We start from the raw sequence: 19,169 nt of genomic DNA, 5'->3' as shown, positions 1-19,169 counted from the left end.
GGCCACGGCGTTCACGCCGTGGCCCGGTCCCCGCGGCCGCGCTGACGCGCAGTACCCGGTACCGCACGCCCCCGCCGCTCAGATCAGGGCGAGGACGGCGACGGCCGGGGCGGCGTAGACCATCGGGAACGCGACGTGGGCGTAGGAGCGGGCGCGCAGCACGGTGATGACAGCGCCGGTGAAGTAGAGGACGAGCCCGATGGCGGCGGCGACGCCGATCGCGGGGACGAAGAGTCCCGCGACCAGACCGGCCGCCCCGGCGGCCTTCGCGGCGCCGAGCCAGTTCCACCAGCTGCGGGGCACACCGTAGGCGGCGAGGGGCTCGACGGTGAACTTGGCGCCGAAGAAGATCGAGGCGCCGGAGAAACCGGCCATGAACGCGGCGACCAGGGTGACGACGGTGGCGGTGGTGGACATCGGGGGCTCCTCGGGGGCGGGGTTGCTGTGCTCGACACCCCTATGACCCGCGCCGCCGCACGGATGTGACAGCCGCCCGGAAAAAATTCTCAGGGGCGGGTCCCGCCGGCGGCGGCGCGGCGGACCCGCCCGGGACGTACGTCCCTACAGCCAGCCCTTCTCCTGTGCCAGGAGGGCCGCCTGGAAGCGGTTGGCGGCGTTCAGGCGCTGCATCAGCGTCGCGATGTGCTTGCGGTAAGTGCGGACCGAGATGTTGAGGTCGCGGGCGCCGGTCTCGTCCTTGTCCGCGTTGTAGAGCGTGCGCAGGATCCTGCGCTCGATCTCCGTGGGCTGCTCCGTGTCCTGCGTCGGCAGCTCCTGCGCCATCGCCCACATCCGTTCGAAGAGGGCGACCAGCGTGGCCACCAGGCCCGGTTCGCGGGTGAGGAGCGCCCCCTTGGCGGTGTGCGCCGGATCCATCGGCGTGAGCGCGGCCGCCCGATCGCAGATGATCATGCGTTCGAGGGGCTGGTGGGAGATCCGGATCCGGGCCCCTTTGGCGGCGAGCTCGCGCAGGTACGCCATGGTGGTCGGATCGTCGAGCGCGGGCGAGGCCATCAGGGTGCGCATCCGTACGCCCCGCCGCAGCACCCGCAGGTCCAGCGGCCGGGAGATGTCGATCGACTCGGGGGTGAGGATGCCGTACGGATTGGTCGTCAGGTTCTCCGTCCGCGCGAAGAACGTCAGCTCGTCGATCGCCGAGCGCACCGCGTCCATCCCCTCGATCTGCTGGACGGCGGGAGCGTCGTGCGGGGCGGCCACCGGAGCGCGCGGGGCCGGCTCGCGCTCGCCCAGCAAGGAGTCCAGGATCCCCTGCCGGCGCGCGGCCTCCTCCAGTTCGTCCTGGAGCCGGGTCACCATGTTCTCGATGAGGCGTTCGACGGCTCTCGAAGGCTGGGCCGGTCTGAGCGCGCCGGTGAGCGTCTTGGTCGCGAGCCCCAGTTCGGTGACCCGCGCGAGGGTGTCGTCGGTGGCGTGAAGTTGACCCGGCTCGGTCGTCCCCCGGCGGAGGAGTTCCCGGTAAAGGGCCTCCTCGGCTGGGCCGAGGCCCAAGAACTCCAGACTTGGCTGCGCCACAGTTCCCCCCTGTGTTCATGGCCGATTTACCAGGAGTAAGAGATACATCGGCGGGATGCCGTGGCGCCATGGGCGGGCGTGACCCATGGGGTCCGTGGGGCTGGTGGGGACGGCGGAACGGCGGCGGGCGGGGGCGCTCGCGGGGCGTGCAGGAAACGGCACGGGAAGGCGCAGGATGCTGCACGGTCAGAGCCCTCGAACAGGGCTTGAGCGAAGGCAGAGTTGTCCTCGCAAGGAAGCAACGGGAACGGAAACGCAGACCGAAGACCGCAGACCGAAGACCGAAGACCGCACCATCCGATCACTGGGGGACAACGTGAACCGCACTGCCGCTGTGGGTGTTCAGGCCGGCATCGCTCGCCGAGGCGCTCGCGCCGCGGCGGTACTGCTGGCCGGGGGGCTGCTGACCCTCGCGGGCCAGGGCGCCGCCCAGGCCGACGGGACCACGCCGGTGCCCCAGCCCGCCCCCGTGGTCCAGCCGGTCACGCCCTGCACGCTCCTCGACGCGGTGGCCGGCCGGCTCCCGGACCCGCTCGGATCGGTGCTGGCCCCCCTGTGCAAGGAGACCAACGACTGGGGCTGACCCGGCCCGCGAGGGCTCGACCGGCCGACCACCGGACGGACCCGCGCACCCGGCGTCACCCGCACCGAGAACCACCGCACGAAGCACCACCCGCACCACCGCACGAAGCGCAACCGCACCGAGCACCACCCGCAGCGAGCACCACCGCACCGCGCACCCGCACCGCGCACCCGCTCCACCCCAGGCCCGCCGGGCCCGCCGCGCCACCCGCGCCGCACCGCCGCCGGCCACGCACCACCCCTCCCGCCCCCGCCCCCTCTACCAGAGAGACGTCTACCGCCATGACGGACTTTTCGGTCCTGATACCTTTCGTGCCGCGCCGATTGGAGCAGGCACTCCCCTTCGCGGGGCTGGTGAACTGGACCTCGGCGCTGCGCCTGTGGCAGGGGCAGTCGATGATCCTGGAACCCCACCAGACCTTCGTCGGGGCCGCGGGGGCCGGCTTCAGGGTTCCGACGGGCTTCGGTGTGACGCTGATGCCGCTGCGGCACCCCTTCGAGGCCGCGAACCAGGCCCGCTCGGTGGCCCTCACCACCGGCCACCCGGTCATCGCGGGCTTCGGCCCGGGAGCCCCGGCCTTCCAGGCGAACATCCTGGGGGCCCCGTACGACAAACCCCTCTCCGTGGCACGCCAGTACGTCACCGCCGTACGGCGCCTGCTGGACGGCGAACACGTCGAGACGGACGGCCCCCACTTCCGCTTCCAGGCACAGCTCGCCCCCAGCGCCGCGCCCCGCGTCGACGTCGGACTCGGTGTCCTGCGCCCCGGCATGGCCCGCCTGGCCGGCGAGGTGGCCGACACGGTCATCACCTGGCTCACCCCGCCCTCCTACATCCACGAGGTGCTGATCCCCGCCGTGGAGGAGGGCATGGCCCGGGCCGGCCGCACCACACGGCCGCGCATCGTCGCGATGGTCCCCGTCGGGATCGACCGCGAGGGCACCGAACCCGAACGCCTCGCGATGGCGAGCAACTACGCCCACATGCAGGCACCGCACTACCTGGACATGCTCCGGCGGGCCGGTGTGGACGTGGCGGGCGAGGACGTGAAGTCGGTGGCCCGGGGCGTGGTCGACGTGGGCGCGTTCGTCGCCGGCGACCTGGACACCGTCGCCAAACGGCTCGCCGCGTACGGCGACGCCGGCGTCGACGAGGTCGTACTCAACACCACGGGCGTCAACAAGATGTTCGGCACCCAGGAGGCGCTCGGCGACCTCCAGGCGATCCTCCGCGCCACCGCGTGAACCGCACGGCACCACCACGGAACCAGGACTCACCAGGACACCAGGCCATCAAGGACGGGACTGCAATGGAAACGCAAGCGCGCAGACGCGCGAAGGAGCACATCATGTCGTGGGGCTCGGGCGGCGCACGCCCGGCAGGAGTCCCCACGGGCTCGGTCGCCACCATCGTGCTCGCCGACCGCGCCCACCTCGCAGCCCTCACGGCCTCCGGCCTCGTCGGCCCGGGCACCCTCGTCTTCGCCCCCGGCAGCGCCGACGGCGACGAAGCCGCCCAGGTCGTCGGCTACGAGGGGTCCCTCGCCGAGCCGGGCGCCGACTTCGCCCTCGGCGAGGACTTCTACCTCCAGACCCAGGACTACGCCTCCAGCGCCTACATGTCGGTGCTCGGCCCCACCCTGGTACGCGTCTTCGGCACCGAGGACTTCGCCGCCTTCTGCGCCGACGCCGACCGGGCCTTCGCCCAGGGCGTCTTCCCCGAGTTCCTCATCACCCCCTCCGTCGTCATCGCCGACCTCGCCGCCCTCGGCGCCGCCGGCCAGGAGGACGGACCCGGCCTGCGCCTGTACGTCGGCCCCGACGGCTCGGTGTCCACCTCACCGGGCGGCACCCCCCTCGGCACCGTCGGCGAGACCCCCGAGGTCCTCGCCACCCGCTTCGAACACGTCAACGCCGCCAGCGAAGTCCCCTGCGCCGTCAGCCTCGGCGCCGTCGTGCCCGAGGAGGCCCGGACCGCGGCCCTCCAGGTCCGCCCCTTCCTGGCCCGCTACCTCGCCGCGGTCAGGGCCCTGCGCACGCTGACCGCCCAGGACATCGGCGGCCTGAAGGTCTCCGGCTTCGGCGCCCGCCTCACCCCGGGCCTGTCCGCCGCCGGTCACGAGAGCGACCTCCTCGACGCCGGCCTGCCGCTGGTGCTGTTCACCCCCGACCAGGCCTACGCCGTCCACTCCGGCCGCGTCTTCACCATCGGCCACACCACCGCCCGGGCCCTCGAAGCCCTGCTGGCCGCCCAGGACGCCGCCGAGGACTTCGCCGCCCCGGCCGTCCTCGACCGGGTCCGCACCTTCTTCGCCGACCGGGGCATCCGCCTCGACGCCCGCATCCCGGCCGGTGTCCGATGACCGCCACGACCCTGACCGCACCCGCCCCCCGCGCCCTCCCCGGCCGGGCCGGCCTGCGCGTCGCCGAACTCGGCGACCGGGCCCGCCTCTGCGGGATGTACGACACAGCGGGCGCCCCCGTCTACGACGACCTCGCCGCCGCCGACGGCTTCGAGGTCCGCGAGATCCTCGCCGCCGTACGCTCCGCCGACGGAGCCGTACTCGACCTGGCCGCCGGCTCCGGCCGCTTCACCCTCCCGCTCCTGGCCATCGGACGCGAGGTCACCGCCCTCGACCTGTCCACCGACATGCTCGCCCTGCTCGACGCCCGGCTCGCCGCAGCCCCCCGAAGGCTCCGCGAACGCGCCACCGTCGTCCACGCCGACATGTCCGCCTTCGACCTGGGCCGCACCTACGGCCACATCGTGCTCGGCACCACCTCCCTGTCCCTGCTCGACGCCGCCCAGCGCGCCGGCCTCTACCGGGCCGTCGCCGCCCACCTCGCCCCCGGCGGACAGTTCCTCGTGTCCGTCATGGAACGCGGCGACGCCGGCGGACCCACCGAGGTCAGCGCCCGGGTGACCGGAGCGAGCGGCACCACCTACGACATGTACGAGTACTGGCCCGAAGGGGCCGCCCACCGCAACGTCACCATCGTCCCCGCGGCGCCCGGGGCCGGCCCGGTCACCGTCTGCGTCGACGCGGTGTCCACCATGAGCGCCGCAGTGACCGAGGCCGAACTCGCCGCGGCGGGCCTCACGGTCACCGGACGCCGAGAACTGACCGGTCCCGGCGAACGCCACCGCGTCGCCCTGCTGAAGGCACAGGCCACCCCATGACCACCTCCGCCCTCTGGCCCTACCTGATCCCCCCGAGCACCCACGGCGACGACGGCCTCTGCGCCGTCTCCGCCCGGGGGCACCGCGTCACCTTCGCCGACGGCAGCGTCGCCCTCGACGCCGACAGCGGACTGTGGAACGCCAACCTCGGCTACGGCAACGAGGCGATCGCCGCCGCGATCGCCGAAGCCGCCACCACCGGCTCCTACCTCAACTCCTTCCGCTTCGAGAACACCTACGCCCGGCGGGCCGCCGACGCCCTCCTCCAGGTGTGCGGACCCGAGCACTACGCCCGGGTGCTGTTCTCCTCCGGCGGCGGCGCCGCCAACGACGCCGCGATGAAACTCGTCCGGCACTACCACGCCCTGGCCGGCCGGCCCCGCCGCAACCTGGTCGTCGCCCTGCGCGGCAGCTTCCACGGCCTGACCTTCGGAGGCTTCGCCCTCACCGGCGAGGACCTCGGACAGCGGGTCTACGGAGTCGACCAGCGGCTCATCCGGCACGTCACGCCCAACGACGCCGGCGAACTGCGCGACCTCGTGGCCCGCAGCGGCGACCAGATCGCCGCCGTCGTCGTCGAACCGGTCCTCGGCACCGGCACCGTACCCCTCGACGAGGAGTACATCGCCGAACTGGTCCGGCTGCGCGACGAAACCGGCTACCTGCTGGTCGCCGACGAGGTCGCCACCGGCTTCGGCCGCACCGGCACCTTCTTCGCCTCCCAGACCTGGCCCGGACAGCCGGACGTGCTCATCACGTCCAAGGGCCTCACCAACGGCACCTGCCCGGCCTCCGCCGTGGTCTTCTCCCAAGAGATAGCCGACGCCTTCATCGGGCACGACGCGATCCTCACGCACGCCGAGACCCAGGGCGGCAGCTCCATACCGTGCGCCGCCATCGGCGCGACGATCGCCGAGATGCACCGCCTGAACGCCGTCGTCGCCGGCCGGGCGCTCGCCGCCCGCCTCGACGCCGCCGTCGAGGACCTGATCGCCCGCCACCCCCTGGTGGTCGGCGCCTCCGGGAAGGGCTGCTTCCGCACCCTGCACATCGCCTCCCCGGGCGGCAACCGCCTCTCCGGAGCCGGCGTCGCCCACCTGGTCACCCGGATCAGGCAGGCCGGCGCCATCGTCCACCCCGGCCCCGCCGGCATCCAGCTCGTCCCCGCCCTGACCTACTCCGACGCCGAGCTCGACGAGCTCATGGCCTGCGTCGAGAGCGGACTGGACGCCCTGCTGCCCACCGCACCGTCCGCCGCCCGGAACTGACCCCGCACCACACCCGGCGCACACCACCCGCACCGCACCACCACCCGCACCGCACCACCACCCGCACCACGCCACCACCCGCACCACACCCACCGCTCCGCACCACCACACCAAGGGAAACCGCCATGACCGAGCAGAACCCCACCGACCAGACCACCGCCCCGGCCACCGAGGAGTTCCAGCCGGAGACCACCGAGCTGGAGATGCAGGAGCTCGAAGCCCTCGAATCCCCGGGCTTCTGGACCGGCGTCTCGATCGGCACCATGGTCAGCGTCTCGGTCGTCGTCGCGACCTGATCCACCCCGGCTCCGCCGGAAGCCCCAGCGGCCCGGCCGGCCCGGTCGGCCTCAGCGACCTGAGGACCTGAGGGGCGACGACGGCCCGCACACCGGCAGTACCGCCCCACGGGGCCCGTACGGCCGCGCGTCACAAGAACCGAGGGAACGGCGGGTACGTCCCCCCGTCCCGTCCTTCCCCACCGGCGAGCCCCGCTCGCCCCCTGCGGTACGACCCCCGGCCGCAGATCCTGCCTCGGCCCCGCTTCCGGCAAAGGAATGAGCCGGGCCGAGGCAGGAACCCACACCGTAACCGATGCAGAGCACGAGTGCTCGTGGTCAAGGAGCTGACGTGAGTACCACCGCTGTACCCGGCGCCCGCCACGCCGCCCTCGGATCCGCCCCGACCCTCCCGGACACCCACCCCATGGCCCCTGCCGCCCCGACCGCAGCCCCGACCGACGCCACCGCACCGGCCCGGGCCAGGGCCCGCAAGGGCGCCATCCGCCCCCCGTTCGTCCCGCCGGCACCCCCGCTGCGCTCCATCGGCGAACTCGCCGACTGGCTGCGCCGCGACGGCGCCCCGGCCGTCACCGTCCTCGCCGACCCGGCCGTCGCCGGCCAGAGCGTCACCACCCTGGTCTGCGCACAGGTCCGCGCCGCCGGCCTCGACCCCCGCCTCGTCACCCTCGACCCGGCCGGCGGGGTCCGTGCCACCACCGAACTCGCCGCACTGCTCGCCCCCGGCGAACTCGTCATCGGCATCGGTGGCGGCACCACCCTCGACTTCGCGAAACTCGCCGCCCTCACCGCCGCCCGGCCCGAACTGCCCAAGTACCTGAACTCCCCGCAGCGCAGCGGCTTCCTCGTCCTGCCGCCCGCCCTCGGCACCTCCGTACGGGTCCTCGCCGTCCCCACCACCCTGGGCACCGGCAGCGAACTGGGCACCGTCGCCTGCTTCGCCAAGGACGGCGCGAAACTCCTCGCCACCGGCGCCTGCCTGCGGCCCGTCGCCGCCCTGTGGACCGCCGAGGCCACCGCCACCCTGCCGCCCGAGCTGATTGCCGACGGCGTGCTCGAAGCCCTCTTCCGCACCGTCAGCCCGTACGCCGGCGACCACACCGACCTGCCCGAACAGGACGCCCAGGTCGAGGAACTCACCGCCCGGCTCCTCGCCGCCGGCTACCACGTGGCCGCCCACCGCGCACACGGCACGCCCGTCCCCGCCGAACTGCGCCTGCGCATCGCCGAGATGAGCGGCGAGAGCCAGATCGGCCTGCTCAACATCGGCCGCAGCCCGTACGCCGTCAAATGCTGGGCCATCGCCAACGAACTCTCCACCACCCTGAACCTGGCCAAGATGCGGACCGTCTCCGCGCTCTGGCCGGTGCTGTGGCGGCGCACCCTCGCCGGGGACACCCGTCTCGGCAGCCCCGACCGCATCCGCCGCCTGTGGAGCACCCTGCGCAACCACGCCCCCTGGCTCGACGAGGACCCCGCCGACGGCCTGCTGGCCCTGATGCGCCACTGGCACATCGACCGCACCGTCACCGCGACCGGCACCGAGATAGCCAGGGCCACCACCCGCACCATGCGGGCCTGGGGAGCGGGCCTCCCCATCCTCGACGAGTTGAGCGCCGCCGACGTGCGCGCGCTCCTCACCGAGGCCACCGACCAGGCCGCCCGAGGCGCCGCACCCGGCGCCCGCGGCCGACAGGACCACCACGGCGCACAGTCCCCTGCGCGCCCGTGATGGAGCACCACCGCACCACCCGCACGGCCGTACCACCCACCGCAGCATTCCCGAGGAGGAACCGCATGAGCGACAAGAACCCGATCGAGACCGAGCTCCAGGACCTGGCGCTCTCGGAGCTGGAGATGCAGGAGCTGGAGGCCCTGGAGGCCCCGGGCTGGGCCACCAGCATCGGTGTCAGCGTCGGCATCTCGGTCGTCTCCGTCGCCTGGAGCCTGACCTGATCCCACCGGCCGGCCCGCCGGGACCCCTCCCGGCGACCGCCCACGGGCTCTGCGCACCACCCCCGGAAGCCCCGGACACCACCGGACACCCCGGAACCACCGGAACAACCCACAGAGGAGAAACACATGAGCGAGCACGACAACGTCGAGACCGAACTCCAGGACCTGGCCGTCTCGGAGCTGGAGATGCAGGACCTGGAGGCCCTGGAGGCCCCGGGCTGGGCCACCAGCGTGGGCGTGAGCGTCGGCATCTCGGTCGTCTCCGTGGCCTTCAGCCTCACGTAACACCCCGTCCGCACCCCGCGGACCGCATCACCGCACCACCCGCGTCACCGCACCACACCACTCATTTCCGTTCACCGAGCACCACCCACCGAAAGGAAAGCCACCATGGCCGAGAACATCATCAAGACGGACGACATCACCGCCGAAGCGGGCGTCGAGCTGGAGATGCAGGAGCTGGAGGCGCTGGAGGCCCCGGGCTTCTGGACCGGCGTGTCCATCGGTGCCGGCGTCTCCTCCGCCGTCGCCACCTCGATCGCCCTCACCTGATCGAGCCCGTCAAGGACGCGACTCCCCGGTGAGCACCCCTCACCAGATCTTCGGTGACTGAGGACCTCGGGTCCCAGCGCTTCGGCAACGCCGCAGATCCTGCCTCGGCCCGGCTTCCGGCAGAACGAATGAGCCGGGCCGAGGCGGGGGGCGCCCCTGAACCACCCCCGACCGCCGCAGCCCCCGGCAGGGCCCGACGGTCACCCCCGCACCCCGACCCGCCGCTAAGGAACCCACCGTGAGCGCCACCACCGCACCACCCGCTGCGCCCGCCGCGCACACGCGGCGGCCCAACCGGGCCCCGGGCACCGAGATCCACCCGCCCATGGGCGACGGCGGCACGTGGGTGCTGCAGCGGGGCCCTCGCTACATCCGCGTGACCCCCTCCGTCGCCGACCTCGCCGAGCACTTCGACGGCGAGCGCGACCACCAGGACCTGGCCCGCCTCATGGGCCGCACCTGGACCCCCGAGCTCGTCGCGGTCGCGGTCGACCGCCTCGACGGCCTCGGCCTGATCGACCGCGGCGACATGAAGGCCGCGGGGCCCGACCCCCGCGTCAAGATGATCCCGCCGTTCACCGTCCAGCTGACCCTGCTCCGCCCGGGCCGCGCCATGCAGGCCCTGCAGCCCCTGTTCGCCCGCCTCGGCAACCGCGCCGTCATCGGCTCCGCCCTGCTGACCGCCCTCGTCGGACTGATCGCCCTCGCCGTCCAGCACACGTTCGTCAAGAGCTCCCTCAGCGGGCCGCTCTCGCCGCTCACCTACCTGGGCATCCTCGCCGGCCTCGTCATCGGCACCTCCATCCACGAACTGGGCCACGCCGCCACCCTGATCCGCTACGGCGGCCGCCCCTCCCGCATCGGGATCATGCTCTTCTACCTGATGCCCGCGTTCTTCTGCGACGTGTCCGACTCCTGGCGCCTGCCCCAGCGCCGCCAGCGCGTCCACGTCGCCCTCGCCGGACCCACCGTCCAGACCTTCCTCGCCGGAGCCGCCGCCCTCGCGGCCTGGCCGCTGGCAGAAGGCGGACTCAAGACCGGCCTGGTGTTCTTCGCCCTCGGCAGCTACCTCACCGGCCTGCTGAACCTGCTCCCCTTCATCAAGCTCGACGGCTACATCGCCCTGATGAGCCACGTGGACGTCCCGTACCTGCGCGACCGCGCCATGACGGACGCCCGGCGCGCCCTCGCCCGCCTCCTGTTCGGCGGCACCTACACCCGGGAGCTCGACACCCGCTGGACCACCTGGTACGGCCTGGCCTGCATGGCCTTCCCCCTGTACCTGCTCTCCACGGCCCTCGACCTGTGGATCGACCTCCTCCAGCGCGGCGGCACCATCGGCGTCTGCCTCGCCGGGTCCGCCCTCTCCTACGCCCTGTACTTCCTCGTCCGCGGAGCCCAGCGGCTCGCCGGCGAAGTACGGGCCGCGGGCGCCGCACCGCGCCGCGTGGTCCCGGTGACCGCCGCCCTCGCCGCGGCGGCCGGCGCGCTGATGTTCCTGCCCGTCACCCACACCGTCCCCGCCGCCTACGTCACCCGCGGCCAGCACACCGAGCTGGTCCTCCTCGACGGCGCCGACACCGACCGCCTCGCCCCCGGCCAGCAGGTCACCCTCACCGCCAACGGCCCGGTCCTGCACCCCGTCGTCGGCACCGCGGCCATCGCCGCCGGCGCCCCCGGCCCCGGCACCGCGCCGCTCTCCTCCTTCTTCCCCATCTCCCTCGACGGAGCCCCCGAACTGCCCGTCACCAGCTACCGGCTGACCGTCGACGGCACCCCGGGGCAGCCCACCGGAGCCGCCGAGGTCGCCACCGGCACCCTCCCGCTCTGGGAAGTCGCCTACCGCACCTACATCAGCCCCTTCATCCCGTCCTGACACCCGGGACCGCGCCACCGTCCACTTTCCCCGCGGCCACCGCCGCACCCGCACGCATCCACGGCCAGGAGACGTATCGTGCTTGACTTCCGCTTCCTCGACTTCTGCCGCGAGGACTCCCTCTTCTACGACGCCCCCGACCACACCGGCGCCGCCGACCAGGACTTCCACGCGGGCCGCATTCCGGCGCCAGGCTGGACCGTGACCCGCGGAAGAGAATGGACGGTCTGCACCCCGCCCGTGCTCGACATCCCCGACCAGGGATGGAAGATCCACGTCTCGGCCTCGCCGGACAACGCGGCGACGCTCCTCGACCTGGTCGCCCCGTACTGCGCGGACCACGAGCTGATGTACAAGTACATCTCCAACCGCGACATCCTCGGCCGCCGCGGCAGCAAGTACGGCGACCGCAGCGCCAGCGGCAAGTTCATCACCATCTACCCGCCGACCGACGCCTCCCTCGAAAAGACGCTGAACGACCTGGAGGAGCTGGTCGGCGGCACCCCCGCCCCCTACATCCTCAGCGACCTGCGCTGGAAGCAGGGCCCCCTCTTCGTCCGTTACGGCGGCTTCGTCCTGAAGATGGCCCGCGCCGACAACGGCACCCTCGTCCCCGGCATCCGCAACCCCGCCGGCGAGATGGTCCCGGACCTGCGCCGCCCCGCCTTCAAGCCGCCGGAGTGGGTCACCCTCCCGGACTTCCTCGCCGAGGCCCACCTCACCCGCAAGCAGGGCACCCTCAAGGACTTCCCGTTCCGCGTCTACAAGGCCCTGCACTTCTCCAACGGCGGCGGCGTCTACCGCGCCGTCGACCACCGCACCGGCACCGAGGTCCTCCTCAAGGAGGCCCGCCCCCTCGCCGGCCTCGACGGCAGCGGCGCGGACGCCGTCACCCGCATGGAACGCGAGCACTGGGCCCTGACCAAGCTCGCCGGACTGCCCACCGTCCCCGCCCTGCTCGACTACCGCGACGGACACGAACACCGCTTCCTGGCCCGCGAGTTCGTCGAGGGCGAGGCCCTCATCGACGTCCTGCGGACCCGTCACCCCTTCACCAACGGCAACAACACCCCGGCCGCCCGCGCCGCCTACACCACCTGGGCCCTCGACATCCTCGACCAGGTCTCCGAAGGCGTCGCCGCCATGCACGCACGGGGCGTCGTCTTCGGCGACCTCCACCCCGGCAACATCCTCGTCAAGCCCGACGACACCGTGGCCTTCATCGACATGGAGACCTCCACGCCCGTCGAGGCGAACAGCGAGCAGGCCATGGGCGCCCTAGGCTTCCACGCCCCCCACCACATCACCGGCGCCGACGTCGACCTGTTCGCCCTCGCCGTGCTCCGCCTGACGATGTTCGTCCCCATGCCCCAGGTCGTGCCGTGGGGCGTCGCCAAGGTCCGCACCCTCATCAAGGTCGCCACCGAACAGTTCGACCTGCCGGCCTCCCTCGTCACCGCCATCGAGGACGCCCTCGGCCCCGAGGTCCTCACCTCCGGCAAGGACTTCTCGGCGCCCTGGCCCGAGGACCCCTCCTACGCCGCCGTACGCGAGACGATCGCCCGCTCCATCATCGACACCGGCACCCCCGAGCGCGCCGACCGCCTCTACCCCGGCGACGCCATGCAGTTCCTCGCCCCCGGCGGCGGCACCACCTTCGCCTACGGGGCCGCCGGCATCCTGTGGGCCCTGTCCCACACCGGCCACGAACCGCCCGCCGAGCACGTCCAGTGGCTCGCCGACCACTCCCGCGACGTCGAGACCGACGGCCCCGGCTTCTACACGGGCCTCGCCGGCATCGCGTACACCCTCGACCACTTCGGCCGCCACGACGAAGCCGCCGCCCTCATGGCCCGCGCCTTCGCCACCCCCGCCCCCGGCATCAGCGACTCCCTCGCCAACGGCTGGTCCGGCCTCGGCCTCACCGCCGTCCACCTCGCCGAACGGCGCGGCGACAGCGGGTACCTCGACATGGCCCGCAGCATCGCGGCCCGCCTCGGCGGCCCCGACAGCGCCCTGCCCGGCCCCAAGCGCGTCGGCCTCGTCCACGGCCGCGCCGGCCACGCCCTGTTCCTGCTGCGCCTCTTCGAAGCCACCGGCGACACCTCCTACCTGGACGCCGCCACCGTCGAACTCCGCGCCGACCTGGAGACCATCGACCTCGACCAGGCCGACAGCCGGCTGCGCCTGGGCCCCGGCCTCGTCGGCAGCGCCGGCCTGGCCATGGTCACCCACGCCCTCGCCGCCCACCGGCCCGACCCCGACCTCCTCAAGGCCCACGACCAGCTCCTGGACACCGTCCAGACCCACTTCGCCGTCCCCTGCGGCCTCTTCAACGGCCGCTCCGGCGCCGTCCTCGCCCTCACCGACCACACCGCCGGAGCCCCCGGCCGGCTCGGCGCCCACATCGAGGCCCTCGGCTGGGAGGCCCTCGCCGCCGAACCCGGCCGCATCGACTTCCTCGGCGACCACGGCTACCGCCTCTCCACCGACCTCGCCACCGGCTCCTCCGGCGTCCTGCTCGCCCTCACCGCCCTGACCACCGACGACACCCAGCCGCTGCCCTTCTTCACCTTCGCGCCGCGGCCCACCTCCACGGTCCAGGCGGCCGCGTGATGATCGACATCCCGCGCACCCTGGCCCCCACCACCGGAGTCGCCTCCCGTTACTCCCTCATCCCGCCCAAGGGCACCAACCCGCTGTGGAGCGCCGCCGTCGCGCTCCACGCGGTCCCGGGCATGACCGACGACCAGGTCCCCCTCTCGGCGCTCGTCGCCGGAGCCAGCGGCCACTCCCGCGCCGACGCCCTGCTGCGCGGCGCCGGCGAGGCCGTCGAACGCCGCGCCCTGCACCCGCACCCGGCCCTGCCCGGTCTCTGCGGCACCGCCACCACCCTGGGCCGGCCCACCCTGAACCCCGAGCACCCCCGGCACGCCCTGGCCCACCCCGACGCCGCGACCGCCTTCCTCGGCTGGGTCCCCGGCCGGCGCCTGAGCGACGGCGCCACCGTGATGGTCCCCGCCGACCTCGTCGACTGGCCCACCCTCACCCCGACGTCCCTCTTCGACCCCGGTCCCTCGGGCGCCGCCGCGGGCAACTCCCGCACGATGGCGCTGCGTTCCGCGCTCATCGAGGTCATCGAGCGGGACGCCTTCACCGTCGCCTGGGGCCGCCAGCTGCGACTGCCCGCCTACACCGACCCGGCCGCGGCCGTCACCACCCCCGCCGACCGGCCCACCGCGGAAGCCCTGCGCGGCCTGTGGCAGCGCGCCCTCGACGCGGACATCACCCCCACTCTGGCCCGCATCCCCACCGCCGTCCCCGGCCTGTGGTGCATCGTCGCCTCCCTCGTCGAACCGGCCCGCCCCGGCGCCCTGGCCACCGTCGGCATGAAGGCCTCCGACCGCCCGCACGACGCGCTCCTCGGCGCCCTCCAGGAGGCCTGGCAGGTCCGCACCGCCCTGGAGACCGCCCGCCTCGACCCCCGGCCGGTGCCCGAGGTCCTCGTCACCGAGCACGACCGGATCCAGTACATGCTCACCCCCCGCGCCCACACCGCCGTCAGCGACTGGGTCGCCGGGTTCACCCCGAGCCGCCGCCCCATGACGCCCACCGAGGTCAGCACCGAGGACATCGTCGCGGGGATCCTCGCCGACGGCGCCGACCCGGTCGTCGTCGACCTCACCCCGCGCCTGCCCGCCACCGTCGCCTCCATGGGCTGGCAGGCCGTCAAGGTCGTCCCGGCCGGCTACCAGCACCTGCGGATGGACGAGACCCACCGCTGGAGCTGGAACCGGCCCCGCCTGGACAGCGCCCCCGAACGCACCGGCTGCCCCGCCCGCCTCGACGACCACACGGCCGCCGCCCCCCACCCCCTGCCCTGACCCACCGCCCCGCACGACACGCCCCCGGCCCCGGACGGGAGGAAAGGAACCCCATGCTGGAACTGGACAACGTGGTGAGGCGCTTCGGCGAACACACCGCGGTCAGCCACGTCTCCTTCCGCGTCGACGACGGCCGGATGACCGGCTTCGTCGGCGGGAACGGCGCCGGGAAGACCACCACCATGCGCATGATCATGGGCGTGCTGTCGCTGAACGGCGGCGAGATCCGCTGGAACGACGACCTCGCCACCGACGCGGACCGCCGCGGCTTCGGCTACATGCCGGAGGAACGCGGCCTGTACCCCAAGCAGTCCGTCCTCAGCCAGCTCGTCTACCTCGGCCGGCTCCGCGGCCTCGGCCAGGCCGGCGCCCAGCGCTCCGCCACGGCTCTCCTGGAGCGGCTCTCCCTCGCCGACAAGCGCGACGCCCGCCTGGAATCCCTGTCCCTGGGCAACCAGCAGCGCGTCCAGATCGCCGCCGCCCTCATCGGCGACCCGCACCTGCTCGTCCTGGACGAGCCGTTCTCCGGACTGGACCCGCACGCCGTCGACAGCATGGCCGACCTCCTGCGCGAACACACCGACCGGGGAGTCCCGGTGCTGTTCTCCTCCCACCAGCTCGAACTCGTCGAACGGCTCTGCGACGACCTGGTCTTCCTCTCCGGCGGCCGCGTCCTCGCCCAGGGCACCTCCGACGTGCTGCGCCGCCGCGGCACCGTCCGCCACCGCCTGGTCACCGGCGGCCCGACCCGCTGGATCCACGAGGTCCGGGGAGTGACCGTCATCGAGGAACACGAGGGCGCCGCCCTCGTCGAAGTGGCCGCCGCCGACGCGGCCGACCGGCTCCTGGCGGAGGCACTGCGCCGAGGATCGGTACGCGAGTTCGCTGAGATCGTCCCCAGTGTCGCCGACGTATTCAGGGAGATGACGGCAGCATGAGCAGCACCCTCACCACCGAACGCACCACCGCCCCCACCGCCCCCGCCCCGGCACCCGCCACGCCGGCACCGCGCCCCGCCGCAGAGCGCCGCGAGGCGGCCTGGCGGATCGTCACCGCCCGCGAGATCGCCGTCAAGATCCGCGACCGCGGGTTCCTGCTCTCCACCCTGGCCACCCTCGCCCTGATCCTGGGCGCGGTCGCCCTCCAGGTCTACCTCGCCTCCACCGCCGGGAAGATCAGCGTCGCCGCCGTCGGCGCCGACAGCGGCCGCCTCGTCCAGCAGGCCGTCGCCCTCGCCGACCGGGCGGGCCAGGACGTCGAGATCACCGTCAAGGCCGAGGCCTCAGAGGAAGCCGTACGGGAAGCCGTCCGCTCCGGCGACGTCGAAGCGGGCCTGATCCGCACCCCCGAGGGCTGGACCCTGCTCGGCAAGACCGACCGGGACCCCACCGCCTCCACCTGGATCGGCGCCGCCGTCCAGAACACCGCCCTCGAAGCCAACGCCACCGGCGCCGGCACCAGCCTCGACGCCCTCACCCGCGGCGCGGCACTCCAGCACACCCTGCTCTCACCGGACGAGACCCCCGAAGCGGTCGTCCACATGGCGGTCTACTTCTTCGGCTTCCTCTTCTACCTCGCCGCCGTCCTGCTCGGCGTCTCCCTCGCCACCAGCATCGTCGAGGAGAAGCAGAACCGGATCGTGGAGATCATCGCCAGCTCCATCCGGCTGCGCGACCTCCTCGTCGGAAAGATCGTCGGCTCCACGGTCCTCGCCCTCACCCAGATGCTCGCCTTCGCCGCGGCCGCGGCCATCGGCCTCGTCGCCATGGGCGAGAGCGAGACCCTCGGCCAGGTCACCGCCGGCCTCGGCTGGTTCCTTGTCTACTACGTCGTCGGAATCGCCGTCCTGGCCTGCGTGTTCGCCGCCGCCGGCGCGATCGCGACCCGCACCGAGGACATCCAGTCCACCACCACCCCGGTCAACGCGATCGTCGCGGTCGTCTTCATCGCCGGGATCTCCGCCTCCGGCACCGCCCAGACCGTGCTGTCCTTCCTGCCCCTGACCTCCACCATCACCATGCCCGGCCGCATCGTCGCCGGCGACACCACCTGGTGGGAACCCGCGCTCTCCCTCCTCGTGTCCCTCGCCGCGGCCGTCCTGGTCATCCTCACCAGCGAGCGGATCTACCGCCGCGCCCTCATGCAGACCGGCGGACGGCTCTCCTTCCGCCAGGCCCTCAAGCTCGGCGACTGACCGACCCCTTCCACCCGGACCCCACCACCCCTCATCCAAGGAGAAACACCATGGCCGCCAGCACCTCCCAGCGCTCCACCACCCTCATCGCCGCCCTCCTGGCGATCCTGGCCTGCGCCGAGATCGCCCTGGTCGCGAGCGACGTCGACAACACCCTGCGCTACGGCGGCGGCGCCGCGATCCTCGTCGCCCTCGCCGCGGGCACCTTCCAGCTGAGCCGCGCCCGCCGCAACAACTGACCCACCCGCACCTCAAGCACGCAGGAGTCACCGATGGCCACGGAGCACCACATCCGGATCGAAGGCCCCGCCGACGCGACCCCGGAAACCGCCGCGATCCGTCTGATCGCCCAGCTCCCCACCGAATGGAGCGCCACCGTCGACTCCTGCGCCGGCTCCACCGCCACCCTGACCCTGACCACCCCCGAGCTCCCCCCGGCATCGGTGACCACGGCCGTCGACGCCGTCCTCACCGGCGCCGCCCTGCGCGGCTGGCACCGCCACTGACCCACCCCGACGCCACGTGCCCCCGCCCCCGGCGGGGGCACGGCCATGCCCGTTTCACCCGCCGGAGGCTGGGGAGTAATGAGCGCGGGAGCCGGGCGCGACGACAGCGCCGGGCCCGACGGACGGAAGGCACGGCATGGCTCAGGGCACTGTGAAGTGGTTCAACGCCGAGAAGGGGTTCGGTTTCATCGCTCCGGACGACGGCACCCCCGACGTCTTCGTGCACTTCTCCGCGATCGACTCCACGGGCTACCGCTCGCTCGACGAGAACCAGCGGGTGGAGTTCTCCACCTCGCAGGGCCCCAAGGGCCCCCAGGCCGAGCAGGTCCGCCCGCTCTGACCGCGGCCCCGCCGGGTCCGCCGCCCGAGCCCCCGACCGGGCCGGGGCGGCGGACCTGACAGACCGGCAGGCCGACGGAATATCCCCGGCGGACACGGTGGTTGGAGGCGTCGAACGCAACCGACCGGCCCCGTACCCGCACCGGAGCAGACATGACGACCGACGCCGCCCGCTCGTTCCTCTTCGTACTCGGCAGTTCCCGCCCCGACGGCAACACCGAGATCCTCGCCCGCGAGGCCGCCGCTCAACTGCCCGCCGGCGTTCCGCAGACCTGGGTGGACCTGGCCCGCCTCCCGCTGCCCGACTTCCAGGACGGCCGCCACGAGGGCGGCGCCTGGACGCCGGACGAGAATGAACTGGCCCTGCGGCAGGCCACCCTGGAGGCCACGGACATAGTCCTCGCCTCACCCCTGTACTGGTACACCGTCTCCGCCCACACCAAGCGCTACCTCGACTACTGGTCCGGCTGGCTGGCGGTCCCGGAGCTGGACTTCAAGCAGCGCATGGCGGGCCGCACCCTGTGGGGCGTCACGGCCATGGCGGAGTACGACGAAGCCGTCGCCGACGGCCTGGCCACCACCCTCACCAACACGGCCGCCTACCTGCGCATGCACTTCGGCGGCGTCCTCCTCGGCAACGGCTCCCGCCCCGGCCAGGTACGCGACGACGCACGCGCGATGGTCCGCGCCAAGACCTTCTTCGAGCGCGAAACCCCCCTCGCCCGCTTCCCGAACGAACAGCCCTAGACCCCGCACGCGCAGGTGGGGGGAGTCGGCGCGGGGGAGGGCGGCCGCCGGTGGGCGCGTACCGTCCACCGCCCCTCCCCACCAGGGACGCGGCACGGTTGGATGGGGGCATGCCGATACGCACCGGACCCCAGTGGGTGAAGCTCGCACTCGACCTGACCGCCTTCGACGCCCGGCGCTTCGGCGCGTACGTGGCGAGGGCCCGCCGCGAGGACATCCGGCTGACGACCCTCGCCGACCTCGGCGACACCCCCG

At 73.2% G+C, this 19,169-nt stretch carries 21 protein-coding genes; 19 read left to right on the top strand and 2 right to left on the bottom strand.

The genetic code is table 11. The annotated features are described in order from the left end of the window. Positions 1 to 78: 78 nt before the first annotated feature. Positions 79 to 417, bottom strand: coding sequence for a DoxX family protein (locus ABZZ17_RS36585; RefSeq protein WP_356883058.1), 339 nt, complete (start codon positions 415 to 417; stop codon positions 79 to 81). Between the two features lie 144 nt (positions 418 to 561). Next, positions 562 to 1,533 (bottom strand): LuxR C-terminal-related transcriptional regulator, encoded by a 972-nt coding sequence (locus ABZZ17_RS36580; RefSeq protein ID WP_356883056.1) that lies wholly within the window; start codon positions 1,531 to 1,533, stop codon positions 562 to 564. 334 nt (positions 1,534 to 1,867) lie between these two features. Here ABZZ17_RS36580 and ABZZ17_RS36575 point away from each other — a divergent pair, with 334 nt between their 5' ends. The 19 genes from ABZZ17_RS36575 to ABZZ17_RS36485 all read left to right on the top strand — a co-directional run bounded on the left by ABZZ17_RS36575 (position 1,868) and on the right by ABZZ17_RS36485 (position 18,914). After that, positions 1,868 to 2,116 carry a hypothetical protein gene (locus ABZZ17_RS36575; protein ID WP_356883054.1) on the top strand — a complete coding sequence of 83 codons (249 nt, stop codon included), beginning with the start codon at positions 1,868 to 1,870 and terminating at the stop codon, positions 2,114 to 2,116. 311 nt (positions 2,117 to 2,427) lie between these two features. Continuing rightward, a complete protein-coding gene (locus tag ABZZ17_RS36570) occupies positions 2,428 to 3,360 on the top strand; it encodes an LLM class flavin-dependent oxidoreductase (protein ID WP_356883052.1) in 933 nt (310 codons plus the stop codon). 65 nt (positions 3,361 to 3,425) lie between these two features. Beyond that, entirely contained in the window at positions 3,426 to 4,478 is a 1,053-nt protein-coding gene (gene mpaB / locus ABZZ17_RS36565; protein WP_356883050.1) for a daptide biosynthesis RiPP recognition protein, read from the top strand. Next, positions 4,475 to 5,296, top strand: a complete 822-nt coding sequence (gene mpaM / locus ABZZ17_RS36560; RefSeq protein ID WP_356883048.1) for a daptide-type RiPP biosynthesis methyltransferase — start codon at positions 4,475 to 4,477, stop codon at positions 5,294 to 5,296. Before mpaB ends, mpaM begins: the two co-directional genes overlap by 4 nt. Continuing rightward, positions 5,293 to 6,564, top strand: a complete 1,272-nt coding sequence (gene mpaD, locus ABZZ17_RS36555) for a daptide-type RiPP biosynthesis aminotransferase (RefSeq protein ID WP_356883046.1) — start codon at positions 5,293 to 5,295, stop codon at positions 6,562 to 6,564. Before mpaM ends, mpaD begins: the two co-directional genes overlap by 4 nt. A gap of 125 nt (positions 6,565 to 6,689) precedes the next feature. Next, positions 6,690 to 6,860 carry a daptide-type RiPP gene (locus ABZZ17_RS36550; RefSeq protein ID WP_356883044.1) on the top strand — a complete coding sequence of 57 codons (171 nt, stop codon included), beginning with the start codon at positions 6,690 to 6,692 and terminating at the stop codon, positions 6,858 to 6,860. A gap of 331 nt (positions 6,861 to 7,191) precedes the next feature. After that, positions 7,192 to 8,592, top strand: a complete 1,401-nt coding sequence (gene mpaC, locus ABZZ17_RS36545) for a daptide-type RiPP biosynthesis dehydogenase (RefSeq protein ID WP_356883042.1) — start codon at positions 7,192 to 7,194, stop codon at positions 8,590 to 8,592. Between the two features lie 65 nt (positions 8,593 to 8,657). Next, positions 8,658 to 8,816, top strand: a complete 159-nt coding sequence (locus ABZZ17_RS36540) for a daptide-type RiPP (protein ID WP_356883040.1) — start codon at positions 8,658 to 8,660, stop codon at positions 8,814 to 8,816. Between the two features lie 126 nt (positions 8,817 to 8,942). Continuing rightward, entirely contained in the window at positions 8,943 to 9,101 is a 159-nt protein-coding gene (locus tag ABZZ17_RS36535) for a daptide-type RiPP (protein ID WP_356883038.1), read from the top strand. Positions 9,102 to 9,206: 105 nt separating this feature from the next. Further along, positions 9,207 to 9,368: a daptide-type RiPP gene (locus ABZZ17_RS36530; RefSeq protein ID WP_356883036.1), complete on the top strand. Its 162-nt coding sequence runs from the start codon at positions 9,207 to 9,209 to the stop codon at positions 9,366 to 9,368. A gap of 238 nt (positions 9,369 to 9,606) precedes the next feature. Then, positions 9,607 to 11,244, top strand: a complete 1,638-nt coding sequence (gene mpaP / locus ABZZ17_RS36525) for a daptide biosynthesis intramembrane metalloprotease (protein ID WP_356883034.1) — start codon at positions 9,607 to 9,609, stop codon at positions 11,242 to 11,244. Positions 11,245 to 11,322: 78 nt separating this feature from the next. After that, a complete protein-coding gene (lanKC, locus tag ABZZ17_RS36520; RefSeq protein ID WP_356883032.1) occupies positions 11,323 to 13,860 on the top strand; it encodes a class III lanthionine synthetase LanKC in 2,538 nt (845 codons plus the stop codon). Beyond that, positions 13,860 to 15,128: a YcaO-like family protein gene (locus ABZZ17_RS36515; protein WP_356883089.1), complete on the top strand. Its 1,269-nt coding sequence runs from the start codon at positions 13,860 to 13,862 to the stop codon at positions 15,126 to 15,128. Before lanKC ends, ABZZ17_RS36515 begins: the two co-directional genes overlap by 1 nt. 53 nt (positions 15,129 to 15,181) lie before the next feature. Beyond that, positions 15,182 to 16,066 (top strand): ATP-binding cassette domain-containing protein, encoded by an 885-nt coding sequence (locus ABZZ17_RS36510; RefSeq protein ID WP_356883030.1) that lies wholly within the window; start codon positions 15,182 to 15,184, stop codon positions 16,064 to 16,066. Next, positions 16,063 to 17,322 carry an ABC transporter permease gene (locus ABZZ17_RS36505; RefSeq protein WP_356883028.1) on the top strand — a complete coding sequence of 420 codons (1,260 nt, stop codon included), beginning with the start codon at positions 16,063 to 16,065 and terminating at the stop codon, positions 17,320 to 17,322. Before ABZZ17_RS36510 ends, ABZZ17_RS36505 begins: the two co-directional genes overlap by 4 nt. Positions 17,323 to 17,372: 50 nt before the next feature. Next, positions 17,373 to 17,561, top strand: coding sequence for a hypothetical protein (locus tag ABZZ17_RS36500; protein ID WP_356883026.1), 189 nt, complete (start codon positions 17,373 to 17,375; stop codon positions 17,559 to 17,561). A gap of 33 nt (positions 17,562 to 17,594) precedes the next feature. After that, positions 17,595 to 17,828 (top strand): hypothetical protein, encoded by a 234-nt coding sequence (locus tag ABZZ17_RS36495; protein ID WP_356883024.1) that lies wholly within the window; start codon positions 17,595 to 17,597, stop codon positions 17,826 to 17,828. 136 nt (positions 17,829 to 17,964) lie between these two features. Continuing rightward, positions 17,965 to 18,168 (top strand): cold-shock protein, encoded by a 204-nt coding sequence (locus ABZZ17_RS36490; protein ID WP_356883022.1) that lies wholly within the window; start codon positions 17,965 to 17,967, stop codon positions 18,166 to 18,168. Positions 18,169 to 18,320: 152 nt separating this feature from the next. Then, positions 18,321 to 18,914, top strand: coding sequence for an NAD(P)H-dependent oxidoreductase (locus ABZZ17_RS36485; RefSeq protein WP_356883020.1), 594 nt, complete (start codon positions 18,321 to 18,323; stop codon positions 18,912 to 18,914). Positions 18,915 to 19,169: the final 255 nt, after the last annotated feature.

The sequence above is a fragment of the Streptomyces sp. NPDC006512 genome, from assembly GCF_040611935.1.
Classification (GTDB): Bacteria; Actinomycetota; Actinomycetes; order Streptomycetales; family Streptomycetaceae; genus Streptomyces.
This window is presented reverse-complemented; position numbering and strand designations above follow the sequence as displayed.